The 20,327-nt window shown below is 60.3% G+C and carries 19 protein-coding genes, 1 pseudogene and 1 riboswitch; of the genes and pseudogenes, 8 read left to right on the plus strand and 12 right to left on the minus strand.

Annotated features, from left to right (window positions below; translation table 11 throughout):
• Window position 1: 1 nt before the first annotated feature.
• The 12 genes from RG540_RS24450 to RG540_RS24515 all read right to left on the minus strand — a co-directional run bounded on the left by RG540_RS24450 (window position 2) and on the right by RG540_RS24515 (window position 12,214).
• Window positions 2–709, minus strand: coding sequence for an ABC transporter ATP-binding protein (locus tag RG540_RS24450; protein ID WP_041364376.1), 708 nt, complete (start codon window positions 707–709; stop codon window positions 2–4).
• Window positions 702–1,448, minus strand: coding sequence for an ABC transporter ATP-binding protein (locus RG540_RS24455; protein ID WP_041364377.1), 747 nt, complete (start codon window positions 1,446–1,448; stop codon window positions 702–704). Before RG540_RS24455 ends, RG540_RS24450 begins: the two co-directional genes overlap by 8 nt.
• Window positions 1,435–2,361, minus strand: coding sequence for a branched-chain amino acid ABC transporter permease (locus tag RG540_RS24460; protein WP_244446755.1), 927 nt, complete (start codon window positions 2,359–2,361; stop codon window positions 1,435–1,437). The genes RG540_RS24455 and RG540_RS24460 overlap by 14 nt, the downstream gene beginning before the upstream one ends.
• 70 nt (window positions 2,362–2,431) lie before the next feature.
• Window positions 2,432–3,292: a branched-chain amino acid ABC transporter permease gene (locus RG540_RS24465; protein ID WP_041364379.1), complete on the minus strand. Its 861-nt coding sequence runs from the start codon at window positions 3,290–3,292 to the stop codon at window positions 2,432–2,434.
• 124 nt (window positions 3,293–3,416) lie between these two features.
• Window positions 3,417–4,577, minus strand: a complete 1,161-nt coding sequence (locus tag RG540_RS24470) for an ABC transporter substrate-binding protein (protein WP_041364381.1) — start codon at window positions 4,575–4,577, stop codon at window positions 3,417–3,419.
• A 696-nt stretch (window positions 4,578–5,273) separates the two neighbouring features.
• A complete protein-coding gene (ribB, locus tag RG540_RS24480) occupies window positions 5,274–5,900 on the minus strand; it encodes a 3,4-dihydroxy-2-butanone-4-phosphate synthase (RefSeq protein WP_041364386.1) in 627 nt (208 codons plus the stop codon).
• Window positions 5,901–6,015: 115 nt separating this feature from the next.
• Window positions 6,016–6,160, minus strand: a riboswitch (FMN riboswitch).
• Window positions 6,161–6,296: 136 nt separating this feature from the next.
• Window positions 6,297–7,079, minus strand: coding sequence for a glucose 1-dehydrogenase (locus RG540_RS24490; RefSeq protein WP_041364389.1), 783 nt, complete (start codon window positions 7,077–7,079; stop codon window positions 6,297–6,299).
• Between the two features lie 49 nt (window positions 7,080–7,128).
• On the minus strand, window positions 7,129–7,866 hold the full coding sequence (gene tpiA / locus RG540_RS24495; protein WP_041364391.1) for a triose-phosphate isomerase: 738 nt from the start codon (window positions 7,864–7,866) through the stop codon (window positions 7,129–7,131).
• 5 nt (window positions 7,867–7,871) lie between these two features.
• A complete protein-coding gene (locus tag RG540_RS24500; protein ID WP_041364393.1) occupies window positions 7,872–8,660 on the minus strand; it encodes an SDR family oxidoreductase in 789 nt (262 codons plus the stop codon).
• Between the two features lie 22 nt (window positions 8,661–8,682).
• Window positions 8,683–10,161, minus strand: a complete 1,479-nt coding sequence (locus tag RG540_RS24505) for a sugar ABC transporter ATP-binding protein (RefSeq protein ID WP_041364395.1) — start codon at window positions 10,159–10,161, stop codon at window positions 8,683–8,685.
• 27 nt (window positions 10,162–10,188) lie between these two features.
• Window positions 10,189–11,118 carry a sugar ABC transporter substrate-binding protein gene (locus RG540_RS24510; RefSeq protein ID WP_041364397.1) on the minus strand — a complete coding sequence of 310 codons (930 nt, stop codon included), beginning with the start codon at window positions 11,116–11,118 and terminating at the stop codon, window positions 10,189–10,191.
• Between the two features lie 115 nt (window positions 11,119–11,233).
• Window positions 11,234–12,214 carry an ABC transporter permease gene (locus tag RG540_RS24515; protein ID WP_041364400.1) on the minus strand — a complete coding sequence of 327 codons (981 nt, stop codon included), beginning with the start codon at window positions 12,212–12,214 and terminating at the stop codon, window positions 11,234–11,236.
• Window positions 12,215–12,421: 207 nt separating this feature from the next.
• On the opposite strand from RG540_RS24515, the gene RG540_RS24520 reads away from it, so the two are divergent.
• From RG540_RS24520 to RG540_RS24555, 8 genes and pseudogenes are all read left to right on the plus strand, one after another.
• A complete protein-coding gene (locus RG540_RS24520; protein ID WP_041366279.1) occupies window positions 12,422–13,231 on the plus strand; it encodes a transketolase in 810 nt (269 codons plus the stop codon).
• The gene (locus tag RG540_RS24525; protein ID WP_041364402.1) at window positions 13,231–14,187 is read left to right on the plus strand and encodes a transketolase family protein; all 957 of its coding nucleotides are present in this window, start codon (window positions 13,231–13,233) and stop codon (window positions 14,185–14,187) included. The genes RG540_RS24520 and RG540_RS24525 overlap by 1 nt, the downstream gene beginning before the upstream one ends.
• 62 nt (window positions 14,188–14,249) lie before the next feature.
• Window positions 14,250–15,716, plus strand: coding sequence for an FGGY family carbohydrate kinase (locus tag RG540_RS24530; protein WP_041364404.1), 1,467 nt, complete (start codon window positions 14,250–14,252; stop codon window positions 15,714–15,716).
• A gap of 22 nt (window positions 15,717–15,738) precedes the next feature.
• Entirely contained in the window at window positions 15,739–16,692 is a 954-nt protein-coding gene (locus tag RG540_RS24535) for a sugar-binding transcriptional regulator (RefSeq protein ID WP_041364406.1), read from the plus strand.
• A 360-nt stretch (window positions 16,693–17,052) separates the two neighbouring features.
• Window positions 17,053–17,378 (plus strand): annotated as a pseudogene (locus tag RG540_RS24540) (IS21 family transposase); the annotation flags it as partial.
• A 131-nt stretch (window positions 17,379–17,509) separates the two neighbouring features.
• Window positions 17,510–18,229, plus strand: a complete 720-nt coding sequence (locus RG540_RS24545; RefSeq protein ID WP_041364409.1) for a GntR family transcriptional regulator — start codon at window positions 17,510–17,512, stop codon at window positions 18,227–18,229.
• Window positions 18,222–19,142 carry a dihydrodipicolinate synthase family protein gene (locus tag RG540_RS24550; protein WP_041364412.1) on the plus strand — a complete coding sequence of 307 codons (921 nt, stop codon included), beginning with the start codon at window positions 18,222–18,224 and terminating at the stop codon, window positions 19,140–19,142. Before RG540_RS24545 ends, RG540_RS24550 begins: the two co-directional genes overlap by 8 nt.
• Window positions 19,143–19,156: 14 nt before the next feature.
• Complete coding sequence (locus RG540_RS24555; RefSeq protein ID WP_041364415.1) at window positions 19,157–20,296, plus strand: mandelate racemase/muconate lactonizing enzyme family protein; 1,140 nt, start codon at window positions 19,157–19,159, stop codon at window positions 20,294–20,296.
• Window positions 20,297–20,327: the final 31 nt, after the last annotated feature.

Below are 20,327 nucleotides of genomic sequence, written 5' to 3' on the forward strand. Positions count from 1 at the left end.
GTCAGTGCTGGGCGACGCCAATGTGGCGCTCCAGTAGTTCCGGTCGTTGTTTCAGGGCGGCGGCGCTGCCGTCGTAGGCGATCGACCCATTGGCGAGAATGACGGCGCGGGTCGCGAAGGCCAGGGCAGCAACGGCATGCTGCTCGACCAGAATCACGGTGCGCCTTCCGTCGGCCGCCAGTTGCTCGAAAGCAATCATGAGCTGTTCGCAGATGACTGGCGCCAGGCCTTCCAACGGCTCATCGAGCAGGATTATGCCGGGCTCGGTCATGAGGGTGCGCGCTATGGCCAGCATCTGTTGTTCGCCGCCGGAAAGCTGGGTGCCGCCGTTCCTGCGCCGTTCCTTGAGGCGCGGGAAAAGCGCATAGGCTTCCTCCAGCGACGCGTTGCCACGCATCACGGCTGTGAGGTTTTCTTCTACGGTGAGCGAGGGAAAGATATCTCGGGTCTGCGGCACCAGGCCGAGCCCCCGCATCGATCGCTGGTGCGGCGAAAAACGGGAAATATCCTCGCCGGCCAGCGACACGCGTCCACTATGAAGGCGCGTGAGACCCATGACTGTCGATAGCAGGGTCGTTTTGCCGGCGCCGTTGCGGCCGATCACGGCGACCCGTTCGCTTCGCGAAACGCTCAGAGAAAGACCACGCAGGATATGCGTCTGTCCGTATCCGGCCGTCACGTCTTTGAGGCAAAGCACGGTCTCAGACATGGCTTTCTCCGAGATAGAGTTTGCGCACCATAGGGTCGCGGCCGATCTGTTCGGGCGTGCCTTCTGTCAGGATGCGTCCATTGACCAGCACGACGATCGAGCGCGCGACGCGGAAGACAAGGTCCATGTCGTGCTCGATGATCAGCACGGCGAGATCGCCGGGCAGCCGCTCGATCGCCTGCAGGATCAGATGGCTTTCACTGGAAGGAACACCGGCCGCGGGCTCGTCGAGGATCACCACCCGTGGCTTCAGCGCGAGTGTGAGAGCCAATTCCACCAGCCTTTGCTGCCCATAGGCGAGCAATTGGACCGGTCTGTCGGCGAGCGTTAACAGCGCAAACTGGTCAAGAAGAGCCTCGATTTCCGCTTCGACTTCACGATCGCGCGCGGCGCGGCCGAAGATCCGGCCGCCGTGGCCTCGTCGCTCCAGTATCGGCAAACGAATGTTTTCACGCACCGTGAGGCTGCGGAACAGCGTGGTGATCTGGAAGGTCTTGGCAATGCCGCGCTTGACCCTCTGGGATTCGCCAAGCGCGCCGATATCAGCGCCATCGAACCGGATCGTGCCCGCAGTTGGCGTCAGCTTGCCCGTTACCAGATTAGCGAACGTGGTCTTGCCTGCACCGTTTGGTCCGATTAGTGCCTTTCGCGCGCCGGGCGCCAGGTCGAAATCAATGCCCTCCGCCACCGTCAGGCCACCGAAGGACTTTTTCAGTCCTCTTACCTCAAGGCCTTGCATTGTCGTTCCTCCCAAGAAGGGTAGCGATTGCCTTGGGTACTCCCAGCACGCCGGCCGGCACAAAGAAGACGATACCAAGTACCAGCGCGCCGATGACAAACAACCAGTTGAAAGGATCGACCGCGGCGGCGACGTGATGAACGGTCATGAAGATGACGACGCCGATAATCGCTCCGTAGAGCCGGCCCGCGCCGCCGAGGATCAGCATGATCAGCGCTTCTGCGGAAAGGTTGAAGGCGAAGGATTCAAGGCTGACGAGCTGCGTTACCTGAGCCGCAAGCGCTCCGGCGATACCGGCAATGGCGCCGCCGATCGTATAGACCGTCACAAGGCGCCAGTAGACCGGGCTGCCGATCGCTACCATGCGCACACCGCTGTCCTTGATGCCGCGGATCGACAGGCCCAACGGTGACGCCGTGACGATCTTGAGTGCCATGTAACAGATGCAGACGATCGCCAGTGCGTACCAGTAGCCGGTACGTCCGATAAAATCGAACTTGAAGATGCCGAGAACAGGCTCCATGCGGATTCCGCGTAGTCCGTCCGCGCCGCCGGTCACGTCCCGAGCCTTGTTCGCGATTTCCTGGCAAATTGACGTGACGGCGATGGAAAGCATCAACAGCGTCAGACCATGGGCGCGCATCAGCAAGAGGCCCGAAACGAAGGCGAGCAACGCGCCTGCGAATGCGCCGACCAGCAGCCCGGTGACCGGATCTCCGGACACATGGACGGCAAACAGGCCGGCAGCGTAAGCGCCCGCACCGTAGAGTGCCGCATGACCAAGCGTCGCGATGCCGGCATAACCGAGGACCAGATCCAGCGACAGGACAAACAGGATCATCACCAGGAAACGTGTGATCAGTGCCAGGTCATAGGGAAAAGCGAAATAAGCGGCGACGGCGATAGCCAGCATCAAGATTTCCGGCAGGAAAGGTAGGTGCCGTGTGCGGGGTTTCGCTAAGGGGATGTCCTGGGCGGCCATCTTATACCCTTCCCAAGAGGCCGGCCGGCCGCAAGGCGAGCAAGGCCATGACCGCAGCGAGGAAGACCACCGTGCCGAAATCCGGGATCAGATAGCGCGAGGCCGTTTCGAGTGTGCCGAGCGCGAGCGCCGCAACGAACGAACCGGAAATCGAGCCAAGTCCGCCAACAGAGACCACGATCAGGAACAGCACCATGTAGCGCAGCGGATAGTAGGCGTCGATCGGCAGGAGTTCGGCGCCGAGAATGCCGCCAAGCGCGGCCAGCCCCGCCCCGAGACAGAAGGTGGCGGCGTAGATCCTATCGGTATCGATGCCGAGCGCACTGGCGATGTTGCGGTTGTCGACAGCTGCCCGCAGACGCGTTCCGAAACGACTGCGCTCTATGGTCAGATAGAGGGCTGCGATGACAGCCAGCCCAGCCAGGATGACCACCAGCCGATGCGCGGGAAGCACGCGAAAGCCGAGATCGACCGATTGCTGGAGGGAGGCGGGCAGGGGGATCGCCAAAAGGCTTGAGCCCAGAAACTTGCTGACGACTGCGATCACCATGAAGGTGAGGCCGATTGTCGCCAGCACCTGCTGCAGTTCGCCGAGCCTGTAGACGCGTCGGAATAAAACACGTTCACCGGCAAGTGCGACGATGACGACGCCGGCTATGGCAAGCGGTACGGCGGTGAGATAGCCGATGCCGGCATGCAGGATCAGCACATGAGCAAGCACGCCGCCAATGAGAGCAAAGGCGCCGTGGGCGAGGTTGATCACCCGCATCAGGCCCATGGTCACCGACAGGCCGACGGAGATCATGAACAGGATCATTCCGTAAGCTATGCCGTCTATGGCGATATTGAATAAGAGCGACATTATCCCTCCGGAAGACAGCCGTGCTCGTTATCCGCAGGCGATGCGCGGATGATGCGTTGCGTCTTCATGGTGTGACTTGTGTGATCTCATCCGGCCTCGCCTCAACGAGGCCGGAACGATAGGGCTACTGGGTCCAACCGAGATCGCCGACAGTGGCGATCACGCTCTTTTCACGATTGACGAGCTGGCCGCTGGCTTTGTCGCGCTCCACATCCCGGATGTAGACGTTCTGCTTGACCGTGCGAGTTTCGGGGTCCATCTCGACCGGTCCACGCGGGCTTTCCCATTTCAGCGTTTTCGCCGCTACGAGAGCTTTCGGACCGTCGTTCCCTGCGGCTTTTACCATCTCGTAAATCAGATGGGTGCCGTCATAGGCGCCAACCGACGCCCAGTTCGCAACAGCTCCGGGAAATTTCTTGGTTAGTGCATCAACGAATTCGCGCCCGACGGCGCTGTCATGGGCGGCGGAATAGTGAAATGCGGTTGTCAGGCCGATCGCCGCGTCCCCGAGCGCCTGCAAATTGGATTCTTCGGTCTCCGCAGTCCCGAGAAAGCGGATTCCCCCACCGGCAAGACCGTTCTCGTTATAGGTCTTGGTGAACCCGAAGGTCGGTGGACCGCCGGGCAGGAAGGCGAAGACCGCATTAGGTGCCTTGCTGCGAACGCGTTGGATAAATGGGGTGAAGTCCGTCGTGGCGACCGGCATGCGGATCGCGTCGATGACCTTGCCGCCCTTCTTTTCAAAAGCGGCCTTGAAAGCCTTTTCTGCATCAATACCGGGACCATAATCCGATACGGCAGTGACGACCGTCTTCAAGCCCTGATCAAAGGCCCATTCGGCCAATGGTGCGGTGACCTGCCAGAGGGTATAGCTGGAACGCAGGAAATAGGGCGATCCCTTATTGATGGATGAGGTGGCTGCGTTGAAGATGACCGTGGGAGTTTCCGATTGGTCAATCAGCGGGGCGACTGCGAGCGCGTTCGGCGTAAAGGTGAATCCGGCAAGATAATCGACCTTCTCGCGGATCAGCAGTTCCTGCGCCAGCGTCTTGGCGACGTCGGGATTGGAACCGCCGACATCCTTGTAAATGAATTCGATCGTGTGCCCGCCAGCCTGTTTGCCGTGTTTGGCGGTATAGATTTCGATCGCTTCCTTGTACTGTTTGCCATAGATGGCGAACGGGCCAGAGAACTCTGCGATGACGCCGACCTTGATCGTATCCGCCCAACAAACGCCGGCGGAAAGCATCGCGGCCGCAAACGCAGCGCGTTTCAGAATATTCATTGTGATCCTCCCAAACCACGTTTCCAATCGCCGGCCACTCCTCGCACCAGGCAATATGAGTTGCGATCGCAACTGATCGGAACATATATCATCGTGTTGCGATGTCAACTCAACGATCTCATGACTTCCGCCAGCCACCGGGTGGCCAAGACGCAATTCTCTGATCCGCACCAGAATCGCGATGGCCTCAAGATAGCCGTGGCCGCCTTCGTTGAAGGGGCTGGCCTCGTCCTCGATGCTTCCCGGCATAAGGCTCCAGACAGGGGAGATATTGGTGGCGGCTGAAGGCGAGCAGCTTTCGGACGCTTTCATTCGAGGAGCCACCGAGGATGAGAGGTGTCGATCTCAGAATGATAGGCTAGCTATATCGCCGCCATCTGTCCGCGGGCCCGGGCCGGGCCGTTGCCCCTGAAGTATCAGCCCGGCATCCACCGTCAGGCGCCTAAACACACCCCACTCCGTCATCAGGATGGTTAAGAAGAAGAACACGCTTCATCAGGGGTCAGTGTATTATCATTCGGGATTCGAGGGAGCGGCCGTGCACCATTTCTACGAGGCGGAGGAGTAAGATCATCTGAGATTCCCTGCTGAGACTACCTCATCGGGGACAGACCCTTGCGGCGGATTCAAGCATGTGCCCGCCGGAAGCCTGTCGCCGGACACGGAAGACGAGGTGGAGATCGGACGGTCGAAACGTCAGGCCGCCTTGCTGTTCAACGATGCCGTGCGGTAGGCGACAAGATCCTCTATGGTAATCAGGTGAAGACCATGTCGGCCTGCAAATGCTTCGAGTTCAGGAAGGCGCGCCATGGTGCCATCATCGTTCGCAACCTCGCAGATTACGCCTGAAGGCGACAGGCCGGCCAGCCGCGACAGGTCTACCGCTGCTTCCGTGTGACCGGGGCGGGCGAGAACACCTTTAGGATGGGCTCGCAGAGGGAAGATATGGCCCGGCCGAGCGAAATCCTCGGGTCGGGAACCGTCCGTCACCAGGGCGCGAACGGTTGCGGCACGGTCTGCAGCAGAAATGCCGGTTGAGGTTCCGGGAATATAATCTACCGAAACCGTGAAAGCAGTTTTGAGCATCTCGGTGTTGCGGGAGACCATCAACGGAATCTCGAGTTCATCGAGGCGCCCGCCCTCCATCGGGACGCAGATCAGCCCCCGGGCGTGGTTCATCATGAACGCGATCGCCTGAGGCGTGATCTTGTCCGAAGCGATCAGAAGATCACCTTCATTTTCCCGGTCGCGATCGTCGACAACGACAACGATCTCTCCGCGAGCGATCGCGGCGACTGCATCTTCAATCTTTGAAATTGCCACTCTTCTTGCCTTTCAAGGGTTAGCCGGTGTGAAACGGCGTGCATGGCCTGTGAGCCACCAATATCCCTTGGGCGAACAATGCGATGATGCCGCCGCTCTTCGAGCGGCGTACCTGCCTTGTCCTCTTCCATCCGGACTATACCGTCGGCTCCGGCATCTCACCGGATCTGCTGACCCTTCCTTTGGAGAAGGCGCTCGCGGGCTCCGGAATTGCTTCCGATACCGCCGGTGGGGAATTTCACCCCGCCCTGAGAACCGAACCAAGATAGGAAATTCAACCGCCTGAACGCAAGCCCAAAATAGAGCACGCACTGTTCATTTTCTGCGTCTCCTCGGAACTGACAACGGCCACGCCATCGTTTCAGCGCACACCACGCACCTCCGGTTGCCAAAGACTCAGGACATGATCAGTCCGCCGTCGACATTGATCGTCTGCCCGGTGATGTAAGCCGCGTCGTCGCTGGCGAGGAAGGTCACGAGGCCGGCAACGTCCTCGCCGGAACCTGCCCGCTTCATGGGGATGCCTTCGACCCATTCCTTCATAAGTTCGCCAGGAGCGTAGTTGCCCAGCAGCTTGCCCCAGGCCTGGTCGTTGTACGCCCACATGTCGGTCTCAATGATCCCGGGGCAGAACGCGTTGACAGTGATTTTCTCGGTCGCGACTTCCTTGGCAAGACTCTGGGTAATCCCGACAACGCCCATCTTCGAGGCAGCGTAGTGAGGCGTATAGATAAAGCCATCGCGGGCCTGTCCGGAGGCCGTATTGATGATACGGCCTCCCTTGCCGTGCTTGCGCATGCGCAGAATGGCCTCCTGGGCGCAGAGGAAGACCCCCTTCGTATTGACAGCCATGACCTTGTCCCACTCGCTTTCGGTCATGTCCTCGATCCGAGCGATCGTGATGACGCCGGCATTCTGGATCGACACGTCGACCGTGCCGAACGCGTTCTCAGCCGCATCGTAGAGTGCCCTGACGCTCGCCTTGTCGGTCACGTCGCCAACAAAGGAGATTGCATGACCTCCTGTGGCCCTGATCTTCTCGGCAACACCATGGACCGCATCCTCGTTGGCAGAAACGACGAGGTTTGCGCCCTCGCGTGCGAAGCGATAGGCGATTGCAGCACCGATACCGCGGCTGCCCCCGGTTATCACGACGGTCTTGTTCTCGAAACGATTCATGGAAATCCTCCTATTGGGTCGGGGTTGAGGTGGCCGAACGAGAGTGGCCTCAGGCGGAGGCCAGAATGATCCGGGCGAAGTCGGCCCCCTTCAGAGAGGCTCCGCCGACAAGTGCGCCATTCACGTTTCGCACGCCGAAGATCGACCCGGCATTGGACGACTTGACGGATCCCCCGTAGAGGATCCGCGCTTGGCGGCCGTCCGGGCCAAGCTCGTCTTCGAGAAGATTCCGGACAAACGTATGGACCTCCTCGATCTGATCTGGTGTCGGCACTACTCCTGTTCCGATTGCCCATACCGGCTCGTAGGCGATTGCGGTATTGGAGCTGGTGGCGGTCGCGGGGAGTGATCCGCGAAGCTGCCTGCGCACCACGTCGAGCGCATGGCCATCATCCCGTTCCGCGCCGGTTTCGCCAATGCAGATGATGCTGGTCAACCCCGAGGCATGGGCGGCCGCCGCCTTTCGGGCGACGGTCATGTCGGTTTCGTGATAGACGGCCCGACGCTCGGAATGTCCCAGTATCACGTATCGCGCTCCCACCTCAGCGAGCATCTCTGCGGAGATGTCACTGGTATATGCGCCAGACGTCTTGGCGTGGCAGTCCTGAGCGCCAATCGCAATCGGAGATCCTTGAGCCTGTGTCACGGCCTTTTCCAGCAGCGTGAAGGGCGGGCAGATCACGATGTCGCACGCCGCCCGTTCGGCACTTTCCTTCAGCGCCTCGATCTCGGCTAACGAGGAGGCGAGCCCATTCATCTTCCAGTTTCCAGCAATCAGTTTCCTCATGGCGCTCACCAGCAGCAGAAGCCGCCGTCGACGAGCAGATCCACGCCCGTCACGAAGCTGGCAGCGTCAGAAAGTAAAAATACCGCTGGGCCGACCATCTCGTCGACATTGGCCATGCGCTGCATCGGGGTCTGTTCCTCGAACAGCCTTGTCTGATGGACCATTTCCGGTCTCGTGTTCATCGGGGTCGCGGTGTAGCCGGGGGAGATCGTGTTCACCCTGATCCCGCGGCCCACCCACTCCATCGCCATTGACTTGGACATATGGATCACGCCCGCCTTGGAGGCATTGTAGTGAGCCTGGCTCAGGCCTCTGTTGACGATGACGCCGGACATGGAAGCGATGTTGACGATCGACCCGCGACCGTTCCTGAGCATCGCTCTTGCTTCAGCCTGGCAGGATAGGAACACCCCCTTCAGGTTGATGTCCATCAGGGTTTGGTACTGGTCCTCCTCCATCTCCTCAGCAGCATTGGCGTTGGCGATGCCTGCGGCGTTGACTGCAAGGGTCAGCGGCCCCAGCTCGGCCTCTGTTCGCGCGACCGCCTCGGCGAGGCAGGACTTGCTGGTGACGTCGCAGGCGATCTGGATCGACCGCCGGCCGGCGACCTGGACATGTTTCGCGGTGTCGGCAAGACCATTGTCCGAACGGCGATCGAGCAGAGCGACATCGGCGCCGCATTGCGCCAGGCCGATGGCGATCCGCTGGCCGATTCCGCTACCGGCGCCGGTGACGATGGCGATCTGGCCTGCAAGATCAAAAAGCCTCGGTGCGTTGAGAGTGATGTCGGACATCGCTCTTCCTTCCCTGTCTGTTTCAGATTGTGGCTAGCTCCATGACGGAGACGTCGTTCGCCTCGTCACGATTGAGGATTCCTGCCTGCTTGCCTTGCGCGAGCACGAGAATGCGGTTCGAGATTCCAAGGACCTCTTCGAGGTCGGAGCTGACGACGATTACCGCGACGCCCGTCCGGGCAAGGTCAGCAATGATGTCGTAGATACTTGCGCGGGCGCCCACGTCGATGCCACGGGTCGGTTCGTCCAGCACGACGACCTTCGGATCGCGCGTCAGCCACTTGGCAATCACGACCTTCTGCTGGTTGCCCCCCGAAAGATCCGAAGCGAGCTGACCCGAGCGGCCCTTGACCCCGAACTTCGCGACGGCTTCGTCAGCGAAGGTGCGTTTGGCACGGGGCGAGAGCCAGCCGCGTCCGAGTTTGTCGAGATTGGCGTAGACGATGTTCTCGCCGATGCGGTGTCCGACGACCAAGCCCTGATCCTTGCGGTCTTCCGGAACCATGACGATTCCATTGGCGATGGCGTCCGCCGGGCATCGGAGTTTCAGTTCCCGTCCCTCGAGCTTGATGGATCCTGCACTGACGGGGTCAGCTCCGGCGATGGCACGGACGAGCTCGGTGCGGCCTGCACCGATAAGCCCTGCGATTCCAAGAATCTCCCCCGCCTTGACGTCAAAGCTGACATCGCGGAATGAGCCGTTGGGAGAACCAAGACCGGAGATCTGCAGAACCGGCCGGTTCTTGGGAACAGGAAGAGGAGGGAACATCCGATCAAGCGATCGCCCCACCATGCTTTCCACGATAGTGCGCACCGGCGTGGCGCTGTCAGCGAATTCCTGGACTCGCTCGCCGTCCCGAAGAACGACGATCCGGTCGGTGATCTGCCTGATCTCCTCCATGCGGTGGGAGATATAGATGATGCCGACGCCTTCGGACCTAAGCTTCCTGACCTGCTCGAACAGAGCTTCAGTTTCCGCTCCTCCGAGCGCTGCCGTCGGTTCGTCGAGGATCAGGAGCCTCGCATCGAGAGCCAACGCCTTCGCGATCTCGACGAGTTGCTGGTTTGCTGTAGAAAGACCTTCAACTTTGCGCGTCGCGGGAAGGTGTAGGTTTAGGCGGGCAAGCTGCTCCTGGGCGCGGCGGACCATCTGGGCGCGGTCCACAACGCCGTTCTTCATGGGCCAGCGTCCGATGAAGACGTTTTCGGCGATTGAAAGCTGCGGCAGGAGCTGCAACTCCTGATGAATGAGAACAATACCATTGTCGATGGCTTCTCTCGGGGTGGCTGGGGCATAGGGCTGCCCCAGCCATGTCATTGTACCTTCGGAGGGCGTGCGTGATCCCGCAATGATGCCGGAGAGCGTGGATTTTCCCGCTCCGTTTTCACCGAGAAGCGCGACCACCTCGCCGGGATGGACGTCCAGGCTAACATTTTTGAGAACCTGGAGAGGTCCGTATCGCTTGGATATGCCCCTCAGTGAAAGAACCGGAACGGTCACAGCTACGCCTCCTCAAGGTCAAGTCGATCAGGGATGGTTGGCGATGAAGCCTGCCACGTTTTCCTTCGTCGTCAGCGTGGCGTCCATCAGCTGGACCGGCGGGACCTTCTCGCCGGCCACCAGCTTAACGGCGTTCTCGACAGCGTCCCGGCCCATCTTCTGTGTCTGCTGGGTCGCGGTCACATTGAACACCCCCTTGCTTAGAGCCTCCAATGCCGCGGTATCGCCGTCAAAGCCGCCGACCACGATCTTCTGGGACGGATTGGCGACCTTGATCGCTTGGGCAGCGCCAAGTGCCAGACCATCCGCTTGAGCGAAGACGATCGAAACGTCAGGGTTCGCCTGCAGCATGTTCTGCATGATCTGGAAGCCCTCGTCCTGGCTCCAAAGATTGGAAAACTGCTCGGCTACGACCTTGACGCCTGGGTTCGCCTTGACGGATTCCATGCAGCCCTTCGTTCGGTCGACTTCCGGCGTCGTCCCCTTCTGGCCATGGATTATCACCATCTTGCCCTTTCCGCCGGCCTGCTTGAGGATATAGTCGCATACGGCCTTGGCCGACGTCACGGAGTCGGTCGCCAGGAATGTGTCTCCTGGTGCGCCCTCCGCGTTACGGTCAACGTTGATGACGGGAATGCCGGCGTTCTTTGCAAGCTTCACCGGCACGGTTGCCGCCGCAGCGCCTGCCGGAATGTAGATCAGGGCGCCGATGTTCTGTGTGAGCAAGTCCTGGATCTGGTTCACCTGGGTCGGGCCGTCACCTTTGGCGTCGACAACGACGACTGCGATGCCACGTTTCTTGGCTTCGGCCTCGACGGACTGCTTGATCTGGTTGAAGAAGTTGGCTTGAAGGTTGGCAACGGCCAAGCCGAGCTTCTTCAGTTCGGCCGCGTGCACGGGTCCGAGCGTGAGGCCGAGCAGGGCAGCGGAAGCGAGCAGGGTGCGCGCAATTTTCATTGTATTTCCTCCGTTTTAGGTGAAACCCTCGGGTAGGTCCTCCCCCTCTGGGCACTATCCGGCTCGAACCTCTCAAGCCGGAATGGGTGGAGACCGCCATCGGCGGACTCAATCGTCAGGCGCGGCGCCGACGAATGGTCTCTGCTCCAACGGCAAGCACGATCACGATACCGATGATAACCTGCTGCAGGAACGGCGAGACGTTGAGAAGGTTGAGGCCGTTCCGCAGAACTCCGATGATGAGGACGCCGATCAGCGTGCCCCCAATGCCGCCCGCACCACCGGACAGTGAAGTTCCACCGATAACGACCGCCGCAATGGTGTCCAGTTCATAACCGAACCCGCTCGACGGTTGAACGGAGTCGAGACGAGCGGCCAGCACAATGCCTGCAAGTCCTGCCAGGATGGCGCTCGCGACGTAGACGGCCACCGTCACAAGCTGAACATTGATGCCGGCAAGCCGCGCGACCTCGGGGTTCCCGCCGACCGCGTAGATCATCCGGCCTTCGGAGCGGAAGTGAAGAAAGAGCCACGCGATGAGCACGACTGCCAGCATGAGGAAGACGGTCGCAGTCAGGACGCCGAAGTGACGGTCGATCGCGAGCATCATGAACCAGTCCGGAAATCCTACGATCTGCTGGCCGTCGGTGATCATGTTCGCCACCCCGCGAGCAGCCGACATCATGGCCAGCGTGGCGATGAAGGCAGGAACCCTGAACGCCGTCACAAGCAGCCCAACGATCAGTCCTGAAACCGCTGAGGCAAGCAGGCCGAGAGCGATCCCCAGGGGCAACGGAAGGCCTGCTACATTTGCCGTCCAGCCCATCACCATCATTGCGAGCGCGAGCACCGACCCTACTGACAGGTCAATGCCTCCAATGAGAATGACGAAGGTCATTCCCACCGCCATGATGCCGAGAACCGTGATCTGGTCGAGGATGTTCAGACCGTTCCGGACCGACAGGAAGGCTTCCGTGCTGAAACTCAGAAAGATGCAGAGTGCGAGCAGCCCGACAAGTGGACCGGTCGCTCCCTTCAGCTTGCTGAGCCAACTGCCGGATAAACGCCGCTGTTGATGGATTTCAAGCGCCACCATTTTTCCTCCCCAAGTCTAGGTTATGGCCAACGTTGTGACGGGAATAAATATTCATGCCTGCTGGAAAATTCATTAACAACTTGCAAAAGAGGTGTCAACATATTTTGCGGCGGGGCGCCAGGTTGGCGGAGGGGCTTTTAAGGCTTGACTATCTTCGAGCTTGTGCAAAAATATTGGCAAATGAATAAATATGCACGCGAGGATAAAATGAATATCACTGAACTTGAGCGCGTTGCTCGCGACATTCGGCTACGCGATCTTCAGGCAGTCTTCGAGGCGGGCGCCGGCCATATCGGCGGCGAGATGTCGGTCATCGATATCCTCGCTGCTCTGTATTTTCGCGTGCTCAAAGTTTGGCCCGACCAGCCGAAGCACCCCGACCGGGACCGGTTCGTTCTTTCGAAGGGCCATACGGCCTGCGCGCTCTACGTCACCCTGGCAAAGCGGGGCTTCATTCCCGAAGACGAAATCTCGACCTTCCTGAAGCCCCATTCGCGCCTGAACGGCCACCCCAACTGCAACAAGGTTCCCGGCGTGGAGACAAACACCGGACCACTCGGGCACGGCCTGCCCGTTGCAGTGGGAATGGCGAAGGCCGCAAAGCTGTCCGGGGCAGGTTACCACACCTACGTCGTCACCGGCGACGGGGAGATGCAGGAAGGCTCCAACTGGGAGGCGATCATGGCTGCCGCTCAGTTCAAGCTGGACAACCTCACGCTGATCATCGACCACAACAGGTTTCAGCAGGGCGCATCGCTCGCCGACACCAACGACCTTGCACCGCTCCGTCCGAAGCTGGAGGCCTTCGACTGGGAGGTGAGCGAGATCGATGGCAACGACATGAACCAGGTTGTGCCGGCACTCGAACACCGGACGTCGCGGCCGCACTGCATCGTGGCCCATACCAACAAGGGGCAGGGCATCTCGTTCATGCAGGACCGCGTCGACTGGCATCACAAGGTGCCGAGCAAGGAACAGTACGATATCGCGATCGCAGAACTCTTGGAGGCAATTTGATGAACGCGCCGGTAAATTCCCCCAAACTGTACGACTGCCGCGACGCCTTCGCCGCAACCCTCGAGCGCCTCGCGGCCGAAGACGAGACTGTGGTCGCTGTCTGCAATGACTCTGTCGGCTCTTCCAAACTGGGAGGCTTCAAGTCCAGGTTCCCGGCGCGGCTGGTAAATGTGGGTATCGCGGAGCAGAACATGGTCGGCGTTGGCGCAGGTCTCGCCAACGGTGGGCGCATCCCCTTCGTCTGTGGGGCTTCTCCCTTCCTGACAGGGCGTTCCTTGGAACAAATCAAGGCAGACATCTCGTACTCCAACGCAAATGTGAAGCTCGTAGGGATTTCGTCGGGAATGGCCTACGGCGAATTGGGGCCTACCCACCATTCCATCGAGGACTTCGCCTGGACCCGCGTTCTTCCAAACCTTCCAGTCATCGCTCCCTGCGACCGCATAGAGACTGCGGCAGCGATTGAGTGGGCGGCGAAGTATGAGGGGCCATGCTTCCTGCGCCTGTCGCGCGTCGGCGTTCCCGATCTGCTTCCGGAAAGCCACAAGTTCGAGCTTGGCAAGGCAAATCTTCTTCGGGAGGGATCGGATGTCACTCTCATCGCCAACGGCACCCTGACCCACCGGATGGTCAAGGCGGCAGAAATTCTGGCGGAGCGAAACATCAGTGCCAGGGTGCTCAACCTGGCGACTGTTCGTCCGATCGACGAAGCGGCGATCATCGAGGCTGCCAGGGAGACGGGTGCGATCGTCACAGCCGAAGAGCATTCGGTGTTTGGCGGTTTGGGGTCCGCAGTCGCCGAAGTGGTTGTCGACTATGCTCCGGTTCCGATGAAGCGCCTTGGCGTTCCAGGCATCTACGCCCCGACCGGATCCGCCGAATTCCTGCTCGATGAATTCGGGATGTCGCCTGTGGCGATTGCGGACGCAGCACAGGCGTTGATCAAGCGTAAGTAGCATATTGCATAGGGAAGCCGGGACGGCCAGCTGCGCCCCGGATTCCGATTTGGGAGGACCATATGCGGTCAATTCTGGCGATCGACCAGGGCACAACGAATTCGAAGGCAATCCTCGTCAGCGAGCAGGGGCAGGTCATTTCCCGTGGCTCCGCTTCCGTCGGCATAGCGTATCCGCAGCCGGGTTGGGTAGAGCAGGATCCTAGGCGGATCTACGCGTCCGTCTGCGAGGCAGTTGAAGGGTGCCTGAAGGCGTCGCCGCCTTCTGCCATCGAAGCCGTCGCAATATCGAACCAGAGAGAATCGGTGACGGCTTGGGACGCTGCAACGGGAGAACCGCTGGGTCCTGTGATCAGTTGGCAATGCAGGCGGACCGCCTCAGACTGCCGGCGGCTGATCGGGGAGGGGCGCCTCGAGCAGGTCCAGGCGTTGACCGGCCTTCCACTTGATCCCATGTTTCCGGGTTTTAAGCTCCGCTGGCTTCTTGATCGTGCACCGCCCGGACGTGTAGTCCGACTTGGCACCGTGGACAGCTGGCTTATTCACTGCCTGACTGGTGGCCGCAAGCACATCTGCGACGCCTCGAATGCAGCAAGAAGCCAGATGTTCGACCTTGGGCGGCAAAATTGGAGTGAAGAACTTGGTGACGTCTTCGGCGTTGACATCGCGCTGCTTCCTCAGGTGCTCGACAGCTCGGACGATTTTGGTGTCACGCAAGGGCTTATGGGTGTTCCTGACGGCACACCCATCAGGGCAGCGATAGGAGACAGCCACGCGGCATTGTTCGGTCACGGCGCGTTCGAGCCGGGCGATGGAAAAGTGACCTTTGGAACAGGATCGTCGGTGATGACGACGCTTCCCCGGTTCATTGCTCCGCGTAAAGGTATCACGACCACGGTTGCGTGGCGCATTGGTGGAAGACCGTCCTTTGCCTTCGAAGGCAACATTCTCGTCTCCGCTGCGAGTCTCCCCTGGATGGCGGCAATTCTCGGTCTTCCAGATGTCGCGGCTCTTGTCGAGCTGGCAGCGACGGCGGAGCCGAATGGCCCGGGTTTCGTTCCTGCGTTCGTGGGGCTCGGCGCGCCCCATTGGAACTCCGACGCCCGCGCACTTTTCTCGCAGATCAACTTCAGCACAACCCGCGCGCAGATGGCCCGATCGGTGACAGACTCGATCGCCTTGCAGGTCCACGACGTGGTCGCCGTGATGCGTGAGCAGAGTGGTGGGGAGCTGGGCGCGCTTTATGTCGACGGCGGTCCGAGCCAGAACAGCTTCCTGATGCAGAGCGTGGCGAACCTCATCGAACATCCGGTGATCCAGTGCGAGGCGCCGGAGGCTTCGGCCTTGGGCGCCGCCTACTTGGCGGGGCTTTCCCTTGGTCTTTGGTCAGACCTGGAGACGATTAGGCGCCTTCCCCGGAGCACGCGCGTCATCAGGCCGGACACAATCGACAGGCAACCGCTCTTGAATAACTGGAAAGACGCGATTGCACGCTCGACCTTGGCGCTTCCGCCGGATAAAGCTGAATAAAAATTCATGCTAGGATCCAACTATGGCTCGCCTGAACGAACTCCGCCTCATTTCAAGGGTCGCGCAGATGTACCACATCGAGGGGCGGCGGCAGGCCGAGATCGCTCACCACCTTCGCCTTTCCCAGGCGACGGTGTCCCGCATGCTCAAGCGCGCGGAAAGCGAGGACATTGTCCGGACGAGTGTCATACCGCCCGTTGGGACATATATAGAGATCGAGGCGAGTCTCCGTGAAAAATTCAACCTTCCCGAGGCCGTCGTCGTCGAATGCACGGAAGATCGGGACGGTGCGATCATGGCTCGGATCGGCGAAGCGGCCGCGCATCTTCTCGAGGTGACGCTTGCTCCCGGAGAGATAATCGGCGTGTCGAGCTGGAGCCAGACCATCTTCAAGATGGTGGAAAATATCCACCCCCAGAAGAGCGCCCAGGCGAAGTATGTCGTGCAGACGCTGGGCGGCATGGGTGATCCTTCGGTGCAGACCCATGCGACTCAGCTCACCACGCGGCTGGCCAGATTGACGGGGGCGGAGCCGAAGCTCCTTCCAGTGCAGGGTGTGACCACCTCCCGAGAGGCAAAGCTGCTGATGCAGTCCGATCCTTTCGTTCGCGAGACCCTTGATTTGTTCAGCAGCATCACGCTGGCCATCGTCGGGATCGGAGCAGTGGAACCGTCGGAACTGCTTGCCCGTTCCGGGAACATCTTCTCCACCCGTGAGCTAGCAGACTTGGCTGAGGCGGGCGCCGTCGGCGACATTTCCCTCCGCTTTTTCAACAAGGACGGGAAGGCGGTCAAGACTCCCTTGGACGAGCGCGTTATCGGGCTTCCTCTCGAGGATTTGGAGCGAGTGGATCGGGTCATCGCTCTTGCGGGAGGCTCCAAGAAAACGGCGGCCATCGCGGGCGCGTTGCGGGTCGGAGTGATAGATATGCTGGTGACTGACAAGTTCACCGCCGAGCGTCTGATTGCGCTGTAGTTACAGATGTCGCGTGCGAGGCGAGAGAGGAAGAACTCGCATTCCGCGGACTGGGAGTATGACACGAGGGCGACATCCCGAAGACTTATGCATAAGAAGTTTTTGCTCCCCAAGGTTGCATTTTCGGCTACCGGAGACAAATAGCGAACCTTACACCTTCTTTCTAACTTGGCTCGCGATAGGTCGGCCAGTCTCTGATGCAAGGCGAGGACGGTAGATGTGCACCATGTCCAGGGTAAGAGCACGGCTGTTGGTTTCCACGCAGAACTGAGCCGGTTAGGCGCATAATTTCCATTGAGAATTGAGCCATGTGAACCTTCCCCCAACGCGGAGAGCGACGGGGGCAACGGAGTGATCCACATGGGACTTTTAAACATCATCCGTCGGATGGCGCTGCGCGAGAAGCAGTCGATCCGCGAGATCAGCCGGCGCACTGGGCTGTCACGCAACACGATCGCGAAGTATTTGAGTGCCGGTACGATCGAGCCGACGTTCACGGTACCGGAACGACCGAGCAAGCTTGATCCTTTTGCCGCCAAACTTGCTGGCTGGCTGAAGACCGAGGCCGGAAGGTCTCGCGCAAGCAGCGCCGAACACTGAAGCAGCTTCATGCCGATCTGGTGGTTCTCGGCTTTACCGGCTCCTATGGACGGGTCGCCGCGTTCGCCCGTGAGTGGCGAGCTCAGTTCCGCGTGGAAACCAACAGTCTGAGCATAAAAAGCTTCCTCCGGGTTCCTCAAATCGTATCGACATAGATCTGAAGTCTGGTATATCAGGCCCTGCACTCTCACTGCCTCGTCAACGGATTTCGCGAAAAATGATTCCTGAGCCCACTGGAAGCCCACGGTCCGACGCGTTTGCGAAGATCGACCCGAAATTTCAGATGACGGTGCGCGATCACGTCCATCGCACCTTGCGGGCCGCCATCCTCGCGGGGCGGTTCGCGACGGGGCAGAAGGTCAACGAGCGCAGCCTCGCCGAACAATTCGGCGTCAGCACCACGCCGATCAAGGAAGCGCTGCGGCAACTCGAGACGGAGGGCCTGGTCGAGGCTCTGCCCCGGCGCGGCGTGATCATCCGGTTCGATATGGGTTGGGCGGAGGAGATGATTCTTGCCCGCGCGGCGCTTGAATCGATGATTGCGCACCTGGCCGCCAAGCGCATCGGCAAGCCTGCCGGCGCCGAGCTGACGGCAATAGCCGACCTGATGGCCAAGGCGACCACCTCGGCGGATGCGGACAGCCTCGTTTCCCTCAACGAGCAATTCCACGAACACATTCACCGCAGTTCCCGCTGCGGTTATCTGGCGAAACTGATCGAGCGGCAGCAATTTTATGACGCCAGCATCCGCCGCGTCATCCACATGGATCCCGCCGAGCGTCAGAAGGCGCTTGAAGAACACATCGCCATCGCCAAGGCTATCGTCACCGGTGATGCGGATCTCGCCGAGCGGCAGATGCGCAACCACGTCGTGCGCTCCGGCGAAACCTATTTGAACATCGTTTTCGGCAGCAAAAAGGATATCGGACGTGAATGACAGGCTTCAGACTGTAAGAAAGGCGCTGACCGGTATTTCCGGTGTTCCGGTGACGCCTTACCGGCAAGACGGGACTGTCGACGTCGAAAAGCTGGGCGCGCTGATCAGGCGCCTGGCGGTTGCCAGGGTTCACAACCTGATGGCGGCCGGCAATACCGGCGAGTTCTTCACGCTCACCATGGACGAAGTCCGCACGGTGCATGCCGCCACGATCAAGGCCGCCGAGGGCAAGTCGCTGGTCAGCGCCGCCGTCGGTCGCTCGCTGACCGAAGCAAAGGCGCTTGCCAAGGACGCGATTGCCGAAGGTGCGGATGCGATCATGGGCCATCATCCCATGGACCCGTTTGCCGGGCCGTCCTATCAGGCTGGCTATTTCCTGGAACTGGCGGAGTTCTGCACCGTACCGGTTATCGCCTATGTGCGCAGCGACGGCTTTTCGGTCGAGGATTTTCGCAAACTCGCCCTGCATCCGAACATTGCCGGCATCAAGTTCGCGTCGTCGAACCTGATGCTGCTGGCGGAAGTCATTCGAGCCACCCGCGACGCTCCCGCGATCTGGGTCTGCGGTCTGGCGGAAGGCTGGGCGCCGGCATTCTACGCCATGGGCGCCAAGGGCTTCACCTCGGGTCTCGTCAACGTATTCCCCGAGCGCTCGCACGCCATCCATCGGGCGCTGGAGGCGGGCAATTATGCGACGGCGCGCGAATTGATCGACGGCATTGCCGGCTTCGAAACGCTGCGCACGAAATACAACAACGGCGCCAACGTGACGGTGGTGAAGGAAGCACTCGGCATGCTCGGCACCGATGTCGGTCCGGTGCGCATTCCGGGCGTCGTCGCTCTCAACGACGATGAGCGGCGGATCCTGCGCGGCATTGTCGATCGCATCAAAACCGAAACGTTCGCCGCCTGAGGAGGAAACAAAAGGTGCATATTACCGGAATAAAGACATACATGCAGCGCGTCGACGACCGTCCTCGCCTGCTGCTCAAGATCGAGACCAGCGAAGGCATTTCCGGCTGGGGCGAATGCTACAATCACGGCCCCGACTGGGCGCTTCCGCCGCTTCTCGATTACTTCTTCCACCAGATCGAGGGAGAAGACCCGCGCCGCGTGGAATTCCTCGTCCTCAAGCTCAACCAACAGTGCCGTTTTCCTCCAGGCGCGCTCGGCCTTGCCGCGATTTCTGCAATCGATCACGCATTGTGGGATATCGCCGGCAAGGCTGCGGGTCTGCCGGTCTACATGCTGCTCGGCGGCAATGTGCGTGACCGCGTCCGCGTCTATTGCGGCGTCTATACCGCGCCCGATCCGCAGGACGCGCTCGATCAGACGCTCAAGCTCCATGAAGACTACGGTTATACCGCGTTCAAGCTGAGCCCCTATCGCCGCGATCTTCACAACAGCCGCTGGGGCGAACTGGTGAAGGAAACGGGCGACTATTTCGGCAAGATCCGCGAGATCACCCCTTCGCATTTCGAATTCGCCTTCGATGCGCATGCGAAGATCTACGAACCTTACCAGGCCGTCCAGCTGGCGGCCGCGATCGCGCCCTATGATCCGCTTTTCTACGAAGAACCGATCCGGCCTGAACATATTCCCGCATGGACGGAATTGAAGTCGAAGGTAACGGTGCCGCTGGCAACCGGCGAATCTCTCTATAACCGCTTCGAGTTCCTGGCGCTGCTTTCCGCCCGCGGCGCCGATATCATCCAGCCGGACATCTGCGTCGTCGGCGGCGTCAGCGAAATGCGCCGCATCGCGGCGATCGCGGAAGCCCACTATGTCACCGTTGCACCGCATAACCCGATGGGGCCGCTCGCAACCGCGGTGAACATCCACTTCTGCGCCGCCCAGCCGAATTTCAAGATCCTGGAGTTCAAGCCGCATGTGCATGCGCCCTGGGCGCTCGACCCGTATATGCCGGTGGACGGATATATGAACCTGCGCCCGGATCGCCCCGGCTGGGGTATCGAGATCGACGAAAAAGTCTTGGCCAAGGACGATTACATTCACTGGGAGCGCAAGATCACCCGCAAGCCGGACGGCTCGACCGCTTATCCATAAAAACCGCCGGACATCGGCTGGAAACATGCGA

It is taken from the genome of Neorhizobium galegae bv. orientalis str. HAMBI 540 (assembly GCF_000731315.1).
Taxonomy (GTDB): Bacteria; Pseudomonadota; Alphaproteobacteria; order Rhizobiales; family Rhizobiaceae; genus Neorhizobium; species Neorhizobium galegae.

What these genes read in the sequence shown, in the direction of transcription:
- RG540_RS24450 (WP_041364376.1), bottom strand. Translation starts at nt 709, where the DNA reads ATGTCTGAGACCGTGCTTTGCCTCAAAGACGTGACGGCCGGATACGGA.
- RG540_RS24455 (WP_041364377.1), bottom strand. Translation starts at nt 1,448, where the DNA reads ATGCAAGGCCTTGAGGTAAGAGGACTGAAAAAGTCCTTCGGTGGCCTG.
- RG540_RS24460 (WP_244446755.1), bottom strand. Translation starts at nt 2,361, where the DNA reads ATGCTGGCTATCGCCGTCGCCGCTTATTTCGCTTTTCCCTATGACCTG.
- RG540_RS24465 (WP_041364379.1), bottom strand. Translation starts at nt 3,292, where the DNA reads ATGTCGCTCTTATTCAATATCGCCATAGACGGCATAGCTTACGGAATG.
- RG540_RS24470 (WP_041364381.1), bottom strand. Translation starts at nt 4,577, where the DNA reads ATGAATATTCTGAAACGCGCTGCGTTTGCGGCCGCGATGCTTTCCGCC.
- RG540_RS24490 (WP_041364389.1), bottom strand. Translation starts at nt 7,079, where the DNA reads ATGAATCGTTTCGAGAACAAGACCGTCGTGATAACCGGGGGCAGCCGC.
- tpiA (WP_041364391.1), bottom strand. Translation starts at nt 7,866, where the DNA reads ATGAGGAAACTGATTGCTGGAAACTGGAAGATGAATGGGCTCGCCTCC.
- RG540_RS24500 (WP_041364393.1), bottom strand. Translation starts at nt 8,660, where the DNA reads ATGTCCGACATCACTCTCAACGCACCGAGGCTTTTTGATCTTGCAGGC.
- RG540_RS24510 (WP_041364397.1), bottom strand. Translation starts at nt 11,118, where the DNA reads ATGAAAATTGCGCGCACCCTGCTCGCTTCCGCTGCCCTGCTCGGCCTC.
- RG540_RS24515 (WP_041364400.1), bottom strand. Translation starts at nt 12,214, where the DNA reads ATGGTGGCGCTTGAAATCCATCAACAGCGGCGTTTATCCGGCAGTTGG.
- RG540_RS24520 (WP_041366279.1), top strand. Translation starts at nt 12,422, where the DNA reads ATGAATATCACTGAACTTGAGCGCGTTGCTCGCGACATTCGGCTACGC.
- RG540_RS24525 (WP_041364402.1), top strand. Translation starts at nt 13,231, where the DNA reads ATGAACGCGCCGGTAAATTCCCCCAAACTGTACGACTGCCGCGACGCC.
- RG540_RS24530 (WP_041364404.1), top strand. Translation starts at nt 14,250, where the DNA reads ATGCGGTCAATTCTGGCGATCGACCAGGGCACAACGAATTCGAAGGCA.
- RG540_RS24535 (WP_041364406.1), top strand. Translation starts at nt 15,739, where the DNA reads ATGGCTCGCCTGAACGAACTCCGCCTCATTTCAAGGGTCGCGCAGATG.
- RG540_RS24545 (WP_041364409.1), top strand. Translation starts at nt 17,510, where the DNA reads ATGATTCCTGAGCCCACTGGAAGCCCACGGTCCGACGCGTTTGCGAAG.